This is a genomic window from Chloroflexus sp. MS-G, from assembly GCF_000735195.1.
In the GTDB taxonomy this organism is placed as follows: domain Bacteria; phylum Chloroflexota; class Chloroflexia; order Chloroflexales; family Chloroflexaceae; genus Chloroflexus.
The window spans coordinates 1-11,900 of the sequence record NZ_JPIM01000006.1 but is presented as its reverse complement, the minus strand read 5'-3'; the positions used below and the strand labels follow the sequence as shown (position 1 = coordinate 11,900).

General features: G+C 55.5%; 12 protein-coding genes and 1 riboswitch. Of the genes, 7 read left to right on the top strand and 5 right to left on the bottom strand.

Annotated features, from left to right (window positions below; genetic code table 11):
• Window positions 1–85: 85 nt before the first annotated feature.
• Window positions 86–1,060 carry an ABC transporter ATP-binding protein gene (locus JE47_RS0101955; protein ID WP_031458149.1) on the bottom strand — a complete coding sequence of 325 codons (975 nt, stop codon included), beginning with the start codon at window positions 1,058–1,060 and terminating at the stop codon, window positions 86–88.
• Window positions 1,061–1,062: 2 nt separating this feature from the next.
• The gene (locus tag JE47_RS0101950; RefSeq protein WP_031458148.1) at window positions 1,063–2,118 is read right to left on the bottom strand and encodes a glycosyltransferase family 4 protein; all 1,056 of its coding nucleotides are present in this window, start codon (window positions 2,116–2,118) and stop codon (window positions 1,063–1,065) included.
• Window positions 2,119–2,189: 71 nt separating this feature from the next.
• Between JE47_RS0101950 and JE47_RS0101945 the strand changes: the two genes are divergently transcribed.
• Window positions 2,190–2,978 carry an ABC transporter permease gene (locus JE47_RS0101945; protein ID WP_031458147.1) on the top strand — a complete coding sequence of 263 codons (789 nt, stop codon included), beginning with the start codon at window positions 2,190–2,192 and terminating at the stop codon, window positions 2,976–2,978.
• A gap of 102 nt (window positions 2,979–3,080) precedes the next feature.
• Here the strand turns inward: JE47_RS0101945 and JE47_RS20905 are convergent, their stop codons facing one another.
• The gene (locus tag JE47_RS20905; RefSeq protein WP_152555984.1) at window positions 3,081–3,320 is read right to left on the bottom strand and encodes a hypothetical protein; all 240 of its coding nucleotides are present in this window, start codon (window positions 3,318–3,320) and stop codon (window positions 3,081–3,083) included.
• On the bottom strand, window positions 3,293–3,691 hold the full coding sequence (locus JE47_RS20900; protein ID WP_152555983.1) for a hypothetical protein: 399 nt from the start codon (window positions 3,689–3,691) through the stop codon (window positions 3,293–3,295). The genes JE47_RS20905 and JE47_RS20900 overlap by 28 nt, the downstream gene beginning before the upstream one ends.
• A gap of 286 nt (window positions 3,692–3,977) precedes the next feature.
• Window positions 3,978–4,110: riboswitch (FMN riboswitch) on the top strand.
• Between the two features lie 155 nt (window positions 4,111–4,265).
• Here JE47_RS20900 and ribD point away from each other — a divergent pair.
• From ribD to JE47_RS0101905, 6 genes are all read left to right on the top strand, one after another.
• Window positions 4,266–5,474, top strand: a complete 1,209-nt coding sequence (gene ribD, locus JE47_RS0101930) for a bifunctional diaminohydroxyphosphoribosylaminopyrimidine deaminase/5-amino-6-(5-phosphoribosylamino)uracil reductase RibD (protein WP_051871047.1) — start codon at window positions 4,266–4,268, stop codon at window positions 5,472–5,474.
• Window positions 5,422–6,030: a riboflavin synthase gene (gene ribE / locus JE47_RS0101925; protein ID WP_031458144.1), complete on the top strand. Its 609-nt coding sequence runs from the start codon at window positions 5,422–5,424 to the stop codon at window positions 6,028–6,030. Before ribD ends, ribE begins: the two co-directional genes overlap by 53 nt.
• Window positions 6,030–7,238, top strand: coding sequence for a bifunctional 3,4-dihydroxy-2-butanone-4-phosphate synthase/GTP cyclohydrolase II (locus JE47_RS0101920; RefSeq protein WP_031458143.1), 1,209 nt, complete (start codon window positions 6,030–6,032; stop codon window positions 7,236–7,238). The genes ribE and JE47_RS0101920 overlap by 1 nt, the downstream gene beginning before the upstream one ends.
• Window positions 7,225–7,692, top strand: a complete 468-nt coding sequence (gene ribH / locus JE47_RS0101915; protein WP_031458142.1) for a 6,7-dimethyl-8-ribityllumazine synthase — start codon at window positions 7,225–7,227, stop codon at window positions 7,690–7,692. The genes JE47_RS0101920 and ribH overlap by 14 nt, the downstream gene beginning before the upstream one ends.
• A gap of 199 nt (window positions 7,693–7,891) precedes the next feature.
• A complete protein-coding gene (locus tag JE47_RS0101910) occupies window positions 7,892–8,833 on the top strand; it encodes a TIGR01777 family oxidoreductase (RefSeq protein WP_031458141.1) in 942 nt (313 codons plus the stop codon).
• A gap of 318 nt (window positions 8,834–9,151) precedes the next feature.
• Window positions 9,152–10,321, top strand: a complete 1,170-nt coding sequence (locus JE47_RS0101905; protein ID WP_031458140.1) for a S1C family serine protease — start codon at window positions 9,152–9,154, stop codon at window positions 10,319–10,321.
• A 162-nt stretch (window positions 10,322–10,483) separates the two neighbouring features.
• On the opposite strand, the gene JE47_RS0101900 is transcribed toward JE47_RS0101905, so the two are convergent.
• A complete protein-coding gene (locus JE47_RS0101900; RefSeq protein ID WP_031458139.1) occupies window positions 10,484–11,653 on the bottom strand; it encodes a sugar phosphate nucleotidyltransferase in 1,170 nt (389 codons plus the stop codon).
• Window positions 11,654–11,900 lie beyond the last annotated feature (247 nt).

The following is an 11,900-nucleotide window of genomic DNA, read 5'->3' as shown; positions in this document are numbered from 1 at the left end:
GTGTGGCAGGCAAGAAAGAGCGTTGGCGCCTCCTCACGCGACGGTTGCACGGCCACGGTACGTTCCCAATAAGAAATCTGGGTATTTACACCGGCTGACCAAATACCTCGCTGATAATCTCCTCAATCGGCGGCTCAGCGATGTTGACATCGGCTACCGGCAGCTCACTGAGCAATTGGGCGCCAATGCGCGATGTTTCGTAGCGGGGCACTTTCAGTTCAACCTCTAACCCATCGTACCGTTGCACCTCGCCGTAGCGGTTCAGGGTCTCAAGTGCGACCGGTTGGTGTAGCGTCAGGTGAATAATCTTGTGAGGGGCAACCTGTTCAACCATTCGCTGGAGATTGCCATCGTAGAGCAGGCGACCGTGGTTGATCACAATGACCCGCCGACAGAGCGCTGTCACATCGGCCATGTAGTGGCTGGTTAGCAGCACCGTTGCACCGTAACGCCGATTGTATTCGGCGACAAATTCACGGACACGGGCCTGCATCGTTACATCGAGACCAATGGTTGGTTCGTCGAGAAAGAGTACTCGCGGCCGATGAAGCAGGGCAGCGGCCAGTTCACACTTCATCCGTTCACCCAGACTTAGCTTGCGCACCTGCTTGTTCAACAGATCACCCAGTTCAAGCAGGTCGGTCAACTCGTTGAGCATCCGGCGATATTCATGTGCTGGCACCTCAAAGATAACGCGGTTTACTTCAAAGGTCTCGATAGCCGGTAAATCCCAGAGCAGTTGCTGTTTCTGGCCCATTACTAGCGTGATTTGCTTGAGGAAGGCCGTCTTCCGTTCAAATGGCGTATAGCCCAATACCCGTACCTCACCAGCCGTCGGGTGTAGTAAACCGGCCAGTACCTTGAGCGTTGTCGTCTTACCGGCGCCATTAGGACCCAGAAACCCAACCATCTCACCGCTATCAATCGTGAAATCGATCCCATCAACTGCCTTGACCGTCTCGTAACGGCGTCTAACGAACGCTCGTAGTGATCCCAGCAGGCCGGCCTCTTTGCGATGAACCTGATAGTATTTGCGTAGATTACGTACTTCAATGGTCATACTCAACGACCACGTGCTACTTCCAGAAATTGCTCGGCGACTCGCATCCAATCGAAACGGGTAACGTACTCACGACCGAATGTTCCGTAGCGCCGCCGTAGCTCCGGATCGGCTAATAAGGTTGTCAGCGCCTCGGCCAGGGCTGTTACATCGGCAGGTGGCACCAGTAGACCTGCCTGACCGTGAGGCACAACTTCGGGAATTGCCGCTGCGGTTGTGGCTACAATCGGTAGTCCGGCAGCCATGGCTTCGAGAAACACAATACCGAACCCCTCTTGTACACTAGGCAGACAGAAAAGGTCGGCGCGGTAGTACCACTCTTTCACTGCCGCATCGTCAGGGAGCGCACCAAGCAACTGGCAGCTTGCCCCAAGTCCGAGTCGATTCGCCAGGGTACGGAGATTGATGTGTTCGGGACCATCGCCGATAATCACCAGGCGCGCAGTGGGAAAACGGGGACGGATTCGGGCAAAGGCCTGAATCAGATCAGCGATGTGTTTACGCGGATACTGGCGAGCCACACACAGAATCGTCTGTCCGTCGTGACGAGGGAGTGGTGTGGGCCACGAAGCCAGATCAATGCCCTCTGGCACTAGATGTATCCTTTCCAGCGGCACGCCGTAGTGCCGTTGAATACTTACCCGACAATAGTGACTGGTCGTAATGACGATTGGAGCCTGGCGGGCGTTGATCCGTTCAAGCCGCGAAAGCAACCATAACACATGGCGTACCTGACCGCGCTCGTGCTGTAGCTCCTCAGCGATCACGCCCTTGATACTACAGATATACGGTGTCGTTACCCGACGGGCCACCAGTACGCCGTCAATATCCACCCCCACAATCAAATCGTAGGGTAATGTACGCAGGAGTGCCGGTACATAGAGATTAAACAGCAATCGCCGCAGCGTCAGATTAGATGGCCACGCCACCAATGGCGAGATACGAGCCACGTGATGGCCATGGATACGCAGAGCGCGTCCTAACCCTCCGATAGCAGCAGCAGTGCCGCTGCCTTCAGCCACTTGCTGAAGCCATGAGTCCAGAAAAGCAATACGCATGTCAAAACCTGTTGTTTCAATGATCCTCAATTTATAATACTACAAGAACAGATTTTCGTGATGGAGAATATATGACTGCTAAATTCGTCGTCTTGCTCCGTGCAGCGTGGGTCGATGCGCTGGCCTACCGCGCTCAACTGTTTATCTGGGTAACTACCGGGATGTTGCCACTGATCATGCTAGCGATCTGGCGGACTCTCGCGGGGGATGGCACAATCGGCGGTTACGCTCGCGATGATTTTGTTGCCTATTTCGTTGGCGCCCTCTGTATTCGACAGCTCACCGGGGTCTGGATTATCTGGGATATGGAACGCGAGATTCGCTTAGGCGAGCTATCGCCACACCTGCTGCGACCAGTGCATCCGCTGTGGCGCTATCTGGCGATGGCGTTGGCCGACAAGCCACTGCGCCTGCTGATGATGGCTCCTATCGTCTTGATCGCCAGTCTGATTGCTCCTGGAGCCATTCCGCAGCCTGATCTCCTCAGATGGAGCCTTTTACCACTGGCAATTGGGCTGGCCTTCACCGTTTACTTTCTGAACCAGTGCTGTATCGGTGTACTCAGTTTCTGGTGGACGCAGGTGCTGGCACTGCAAGACTTTTGGTTTGGCGTCTACGCCTTTTGCAGCGGATATCTCGTACCACTCGACCTGTTACCGGCACCGGTTACGGCGGTTCTGAACTGGTTGCCTTTTCGGGCGATGCTGGCTTTTCCCCTCGAATTACTGCTTGGCCGTCTTGATCAGACAGCCATCATCTGGGGATTCGCTCATCAGCTCGGTTGGATTGTAGTGCTGGGAGCGTTATTGCACTGGCTTTGGAACAACGGGGTGCGCCGTTACAGTGCGGTTGGGGCGTAGCATAGGCGGAGCGTAGCGAGCAGCGCATTCTTTAGCAGTACCGGGGTACGGACAGAAGAACGATTTAAGGTTGTACGATACCAGCAAGTGTTCTTCTGACCTTCACCAACGAAGAGCGGTTTGCGCCTGTACAATCTCGCGCACTGTCGCGAAATGTTCTGGGGGACAGAACAGCAGAAATGGGGAGCCGCTTTTACGATGCAACGTCAGCAGATATTGTCGCGGCTCGACTTCCACCTTCCGCACTTCTTGCCAGTCGATGGCATCACCTGTGCGCATAAGGAGTGCTGAACCCATTGCACCGGGTCGTCCGCTCAATAAAAAGAAGGAATCGGGCCGCACGAAAGAATGCTTTGGTACACCCATGCAGTAACACGAACACCTTGCCCGTCGAGCACAAAGTGCTGTTGATAGCCAACCAGCCACAAGATCAGGACGGCCAGCACGAGCAATACCACAAGAATAGCAGCCACAATACTCATCACCTGTAACGTAACAAGCCAACGATTTTCTGTGGTGATAATTGCAATAAAGAAACCCACCACAAGCACCGGTACGCCGAATGTAACGAGCAATTGCCAAAATACTGCTCGAGTGCCCGGCGGGAACAAGCTTATTGTCCATTCAATGTGAAGATTGCTCATGCTGTTGCTGAAATCAGATAGCTTCCTCAGTGGCTTTTGGAAAAAAGCTAAACCATCGTGCGCAGGCATGTAAGTGATAGCTGCTCAATTAACAGTAGCTAGACTGTAACGAGCGGGGTATGTTTGGCGGAAACGTGAGCAGGGAACGCGGGGAGAGGTCGGAGTAGAGGCGGTTCCCAAACCGTCCCCACTGCTTTAAGAGCCTATCCGGAGAACCCTGTTGCAGAAGAAGATCGGTTGGGGCACAGTGCCGCTGTGCCCGTAATCTATCAGGTTTCATCCGCCGTAAATCGAATTGACACCATCCGATTTTCGCGGTATGGTACTCATACATGTCGCTACGGCGACATAATCCGAAGACCTTCGGGGCAAGGTGAAATTCCTGATCGGCGGTAATGGTGGCGTGCCCACACAAGCCCGCGAGCCGCAAGGCAGGACTCGGTGCGATTCCGGGGCCGACGGTATAGTCCGGATGGGAGAAGGTCTGCGGTTGGTCTGGCACGATGGCATATGCAGCGGCAAGAGCATCCTCGTTGCTCTTGTCTGTTTGTACAACCGTACCGGTGCAGCACCGGTTGGTTGATATTCTCTGCTTCATCGTCCTCCCCGCGATGCCCCGAAGGTTATGAAGAGGGGTGTCGCGATGAATGATCATCACCAGTGCTTCACACCAGATCACTTTTTTGCCCTTGCCTGGCAGCAAGCAGCGGCTGTTGTCGGTCGCACCAGCCCTAATCCACCGGTTGGGGCGGTAGTCGTGCGTGACGGGCAGGTGGTGGGGGTGGGAGCGACCCAACCCGCTGGCGGCCCGCATGCAGAACGAGTCGCATTGGCGGCTGCCGGTCACCGCGCACAAGGGGCCGATCTCTACACGACCCTTGAACCATGTACCTTCCATGGGCGGACACTGCCTTGCACGGAAGCCATCATTACTGCTGGCATCCGGCGTGTCTTTTTCATTGCCCGTGATCCCGACCCGCGTATGGGGGCTGGTGCAACACCAGTGTTGCAGACCGCCGGGATTGAGGTACACCAGATTACAAGCGGCGCCGCTGTTGTCGCCGAACAACTGGCGCCGTTTCGTTGTCGAGTACAGTCCGGTCGGCCACTCGTCACGGCCAAATATGCCATGACGCTCGACGGTCGGATTGCGACTGCTGGTGGCGATAGTCGCTGGATCACGGGTTCCGCTGCTCGTACTCAGGTGCATCGGCTACGCGATCAGGTTGACGTGATTATGGTGGGAGTCGGCACTGTGCTCAAAGATGATCCGCAACTGACCACCCGTCTCGATCAACACTGGCGGATGCCGCGCCATCCGCTGCGGGTGATTGTGGATAGTCATGGTCGAACCCCGTTGGAAGCGCGGGTACTTAGCGCCGACCTCCCCGGTCAGACACTGATTGCGACGGTGAAGCCCGCTCCGGCCTGGGTGAGCGCCGTACAGGAGCGTGGGGGAAAGGTGGTGCAATGTCCACCTGGCACCGACGGGCGTGTCGCTCTTAAGCCGTTACTGTGCTATCTCGCAGAGCAGGGGCATAATCACGTGTTGGTTGAGGGTGGCGCGACGCTGTTGGGTGCGCTGCACACCGATGGTTTAATCGATGAAGTCTGGGCCTTCATTGGTACCCGAATCGTTAATGATGCCCTGGCGCCAGCGCCCATGGCTGGCGCCGGTGTGCCACGAATGGCCCTGGCTCAACCCTACCGTTTGCGTCGAATTGAACAGTACGACCAGGACGTATTGCTGATTGCTTCGTCAATCGCTGCGCCATGGTGGAATATCGAGGAGGTTGCTGATGTTTACTGGGATTGTGGAAGAGATGGGAACAGTTGCTCACATTGTCGGTGATCAGGATCAGGCGAATCAATTGACCGTGAACTGCCATACCGTGCTCGAAGGGACACGCATTGGCGACAGTATTGCGGTCAACGGTACATGCCTGACGGTGACAGCGCTGACCGATCACAGCTTCACGGTTGGGCTGAGTCCAGAGACGCTGCGGCGCACCAATTTGGGGCGGCTCAAGGTCGGTGATCCGGTGAATCTCGAACGGGCCCTTGCGTTTGGTAGCAGAATGGGTGGGCATTACGTCCAGGGCCACGTCGATGGTGTCGGCGAAATTGTCGCCATCGTTCCCGAAGGCGACTCGAAGCGCGTAACAATTCGCCCACCTGCCCGTTTATTGCCGTACATCGTCGAAAAGGGTTACATCGCGGTTGACGGTGTAAGTCTGACGGTAGCCGAAATGGGGCGTGATACGTTTACGGTTGCGTTGGTCGCTTACACCCAATCGGCAGTCATTATGGGCCATCAGCAGGTAGGGGCGCTAGTGAACATTGAGGTGGACATTATCGCGAAGTATGTGGAACGGTTGGTAGAAGCTTACCGGCGGGAGGCGCACTAATGTTTGCATCGGTAGAAGAGGCGTTACAAGATTACGCAGCCGGGCGAATGATCATCATCGTTGACGATACCGACCGTGAAAATGAAGGTGATCTGGCCTGTGCTGCCCAACACGTTACTGCCGAGACCATCGCATTTATGGCCCGTGAAGGTCGTGGACTGATCTGTCTGGCACTTGCCGGCGAAATTGCCGATCGGCTGGGATTAGCACCGATGGTACAGCACAACCGGGCTCCGTTTGGTACCAACTTTACCGTTTCCATCGAAGCGGCGAGCGGTGTCACAACCGGTATCTCGGCTGCTGATCGAGCGCATACCATTCAGGTGGCGGTTGATCCGGCGAGTAAGCCGGAAGATCTCGTCCAACCGGGTCATGTCTTTCCGCTCCGTGCAGCGCCCAACGGCGTCCTCGAGCGACGTGGGCAAACTGAAGCGGCTGTCGATTTAGCACGGCTGGCCGGTTTGCGTCCGGCTGGCGTTATCTGCGAGATCATGAACGACGACGGTACAATGGCGCACGGCCCCGATCTCGTTCGTTTCGCTGCCCGTCATGGCCTGAAGATTATCAGTGTGGCACAGATTGTCGCGTACCGCAAGCGACACGAGTGCCTCATCGAACGCATGGCGGAAGCGTATCTTCCTACACCGTATGGTACGTTTCGTATCATGTCGTACACCGCTCGCTATACACCTTACGAAGCCGTTGCGCTGGTGATGGGAAAACCCACAGCCGATCAACCGGTCTTGGTACGTTTGCATTCGGAATGTCTGACCGGCGATGTATTTGGTAGTCTCCGTTGCGACTGTGGTGAGCAACTCGACGTTGCTCTACAGCAGATTGCGGCTGTCGGATGCGGGGTAGTGGTGTATTTGCGGCAAGAGGGTCGCGGGATCGGATTACATCATAAACTACGAGCGTATGCGCTTCAGGAACAGGGTTTGGATACGGTAGAGGCAAATGAACGGCTCGGTTTTCCTGCCGATCTCCGTGATTATACAGTCGGAGCACAGATTCTTGCTGATCTTGGTCTGCACCACGTTCATCTGCTCACGAACAATCCACAGAAAGTTGCCGCATTACGTGAATTTGGCTTCGTAGTTACGCCAGTTCCAATCTACGTAACGGCCAATCCACACAACGCAGCGTATTTGCTTACCAAACGGAATCGCATGGGTCACCAACTGGAGCATCTCTATGACCATTTATGAAGGTATGCTGGTAGGAAATGGCTTACGGATCGCGATTGTTGTCAGTCGTTGGAACGAACTGATCACCAATCGTCTTCTTGACGGCGCCCGTGATGCGCTCCGTCGGCATGGTGTAGCCGAAGAGCATATTGATATTGCCTGGGTACCGGGATCGTTTGAAATACCACTGGTGTGTCGGCGATTAGCCGAGCGTGGTCAGTACGATGCGATTATCGCCCTAGGAGCAGTGATCCGTGGCGCAACCAGTCACTACGAGCACGTCGCTGGTGCTGTCAGCAGTGGCATCGCCCAGGTGAGTCTTCAAACCGGTGTTCCCTGTATTTTTGGGGTAATCACAACCGAAAATATCGAGCAGGCGATTGAACGTGCCGGTACGAAGGCTGGCAATAAAGGGTTTGAAGCGGCTACAGCAGCTATCGAGATGGCTACTCTCTTGCGTAGTCTGAAACGCTAAACTCACCTGGTGCAAAGCGGGTCTACCAAATCATTGACAGAGCCGACAAGAGCGTGTACGATGCTACTGTAGCCATTCACATTGAATGTAGAACGCGGTACAGAGCTGTTACCGTTACCGATATGTCTGTTCACACAGCGGTAGGAGCGGGTTCTCGACCTGCTGCCAGCTCCTGCCGCTGCGCTTATGAAGTAACTCTATGAGCACAAAACGCATTATTATCACCGGCGCGACTGGCTTGATCGGGCGTAAGCTGGTTGCCGAATTACAGAACGAATACGCCCTGGTCATCTTTAGTCGTAATCCATCACGAGCACGAGATACCCTGCCCGGCGCGGCTGACTATGTGGCCTGGCAGCCTGCTGAACAGGGTGCTTGGGCAGCGGCCCTTGACGGCGCCTGGGGTGTCATCCATCTTGCCGGTGCACCTATTTCTACCGGCTTGCTCGGTAAGCGCTGGACACCTGAATACAAAGCGGAAATCCGCAATAGTCGGGTGATCGGCACCCGTGGTATTGTGAACGCCATCGCGGCTGCTTCCCAACGTCCCAACGTCTTCATTTGTGCATCGGCAGTCGGGTACTACGGCCCCTATCGCGATAGCACTCCACTCGACGAATCGGCACCGCCAGGTCATGACTTTCTGGCGCAGGTTTGTGTGGCCTGGGAAGCAGAAGCGGCACGGGCCGAGTCGTTTGGGGTTCGTACTGTGCAGTTGCGTACCGGCCTGTTACTCGATCCCGAATCGGGCGCGTTACCGCAAATTATGCTGCCCTTTAAGCTCATGACCGGCGGCCCCATCCTTCCTGGTACCCAGGTCTATCCCTGGATTCATCCTGCCGATGAAGTTGGCCTGATCCGTTTTGCCCTCGAAGATGAACGGGTACGCGGACCGCTCAATGCGGTTGCGCCAGGCGCACTCCCCAATCGTGAGTTTGCCGCTATTCTCGGCAAAGTGCTCGGCTCGCCGTCGTGGTTACCGGTCCCTGAGTTTAGTTTGCGCATTGCCCTCGGTGAAATGGCTGATCTGGTGGTGTACGGCCAAAACGCCATTCCTCGAAAGGCCCTAGAACTCGGTTACCAGTTTCGTTTCCCAACCTTAGAACCGGCACTGCGCGATTTGCTGAAGTTGCCGCAATGATCTTTCTGATCGAGTATCTGAAAAAGTGTGGCTGGTAGACGTACCATTTCCTCGATGCCCCTTCTCCAACGGATGAGCGAAAGGGGCATCAAATGTAGCAAGACGGTGTTCAGCACCTCGCTGAGGGTTCAAGCCAACACTCTTATCCAATGCTGAGAAAGGCCGACAGTGGTTTGATCCTGCTGTATAGCTCACCCGCTACGCATCATCTCATCAACTTCTTACGCCCTTCTAACCGAATTTTAAAATAACTGCGTGATGATATGCTTAGCAAACAGGCGAGTTCATGATCGTCTGGCTCATTTGGGAGGTCTGGCTATGAACGGGAATCGTCTAGCGTTGATTTTTACCTTCTTGTTAGGCATCTTTATCGGTGTTGCCGGTGGCGCCGCTGCCGGTGGTCTGGTAGGGTTTCTGGTCTCGCAGCAGACACTGGCGCAGGTAACAGCTAAGGTGTCTGCCATCGATACACGACCCGTCAATACCGTTACTCAAACTCCACCATCGTCGTCAACAGTCAATGAAGCCGTTGTTGTCAACATCTCTGATGCTATGGTCGCGGCGGTAAAGCGCGTTGCCCCCGCAGTCGTGACGATAACGGTCGAAGGTCGTACCGGTCGCGGAAGTGGCAGCGGCGTCATTATCAGCGAAGATGGCTATATCCTCACCAACAATCACGTCGTTAGCGACGGTAATCGCTATTTCGTGCTCTTTGCCGACGGCACTCGTCGCCAGGCAGAGTTGGTCGGTACCGACTCGCTCAACGATATTGCCGTGCTCAAAGTAAACGGCGAGGTGCCTGGTGTGGCTGTCATTGGTGACTCATCGGCTTTGCAACCGGGTGAAACAGTACTGGCGATCGGTAGCCCGCTCGGCAACTTTCGCAATACGGTAACCGCTGGTGTAGTAAGTGCGCTCAACCGCTCGGTACCGGGTAGTGGGATGGAAGGACTGATCCAGACCGACGCGGCCATCAACAGTGGTAACAGCGGTGGGCCGCTCATCAATCTGAAAGGGGAAGTGGTCGGTATCAATACCTTAGTGGTACGTAACGACGTAGGCTTTGGCACAATGACGCCGGTTGAAGGGCTGGGCTTTGCCGTACCGAGCAGCATCTTCGCTAATGTCGCTGATCAGATCATCCGTACCGGCCAGGTGCGCTATCCGTTCCTCGGTATTACCTATCTCATGATTGATGGCGAAGTAGCCGCCGAGTATAATCTGCCGGTACAAAATGGTGCGTTCATCAGTGCTGGTGTTAACGGTCAGTCGGCTGTGTTGCCCAATACTGCCGCCGCCAAAGCCGGTCTACGAGAAGGTGACATCATCGTTGCAGTCAATGATCAACGACTCGACGGCAATGTCTCGCTGCGTCAACTGTTGTTGCAGTACCGTCCTGGTGATACAGTTGAACTAACCATCCTTCGTGATGGTCAAGAGCAGAAGGTGTCAGTTACCCTGGGTGAGCGACCGAGTAATCTGCGCTAGTTTGGGTAGAGTGGGAGCGTGATAAGGATGTCTTTCGTGGGTGGGCGGGTCGTTGACCCGCCTTGTCACCGTCCCTGAATGCGCGGGCCGCTGGCTCGCCTTGTCAGACACGCAGGGGAAACGATTGGCAAACGTATCCGTCGCTGGCGAAACTGCTAGTAGTCACATAAGTACACTCCCCGCAGCAACCCTACTTGCAGGCGCAATCGTAAGACCGGCCGCCACAACTGCCCCACGATTGACCAAATCGGCATGGGAGAGCAGACCGTTCACTACTGCTGTCGGTTGTGGATCGGAAAACGCTGCTGCTTCAATAACCGTTTGCGGACCGATCTGCACTCCTTCATCCAGCCACGAGTGACTGATCGTAGCACCGGCCCCCACAATCGCCGCCGGGCCAATGACTGAACCGCCAACCATCGCCTCGCTCTCAATCGTTGCCCCGGTCTCGATCACCGATGCTATCACCAATGCGCCCGACCTGATCTCTGCGCGTGGCCCGATCCACACCGGGCCGACAATCCGCACCTGACCCTCAATGCGCGCCCCTTCACCAATGACCACTGACCCTTCGAGTTCGGCCTGCGGGTCAACGGTCGCCCCCGGCGCTATCTGTGGCTGCAATTGATGCTGGGCTTGTTGGGCTAACAAAAAGCGAGCTGCTACCAGTGCTTCCCATGGGGTTCCCACTGGAATCCAGTGACCGGTGCAGACATGACATCCTACCGGATGCCGGGCGGCCAGCAGACCGATCAGATCGGTCAATTCCAATTCACCGCGTGGGGAAGGTGTAATCTGATGCAACAACGGCACTACTTCACTATCGAAATGATAAATTCCGGCATTCGCCAACGCATCAGGTGGTGGGTACGCCGGTTTTTCGATAATTCGCTGTACCTGCCCATCGACCAGCTCAAGAATGCCAAATGACCGAGGGTCACTGACCCGCAGACCGGCCACGCCGTAGCGCATCTGCCGCACCCCTTCTATATCTGCTCGGGAAACCAGATTGTCGCCGTAGAGCAACACAAATGGCTCATTGAGAGGTGTTGCCGCCATCAGTGCTCCCGCCGTACCGTTAATCGTCGTTTGGTAAGCATACCGGATTGCCATCCCCCGATACACAGGACCAAACGTTGCCACAATCTGATCGGCCCGATACCCTACGACTAGTGTCACCCGATCCACCAGCCCTACCAGCTCATCAAGAATGTGCGCCAGCAATGGCCGCCCTAACAACGGGATCAGCGGTTTCGGGCGCTGAACGGTCAGCGGACGGGTGCGCGTTGACGCACCGGCCACCAGAATCACCGCGTGACGTGCGATATTCATGCCGTGTCTCCATTCAACTCTCGCGTAACTTCAATCGTATTGTATCCCTGATCCAGCCAGGAAAGGAGGGTAACATCCATTCATATCTATCTCAACCGTATCCACTCGCGTAGAACCGTAGGACCCTAAACAGCAGTGTCGGGCTGCGAACCTATGGGTTGCGTATCAAGATTAGGGCACGCTGGCATCACTATCAGGTAGGGGCTAACAGTGCCGGAGAATTTTAGGAGTGAGCTGCGGCGGCCCC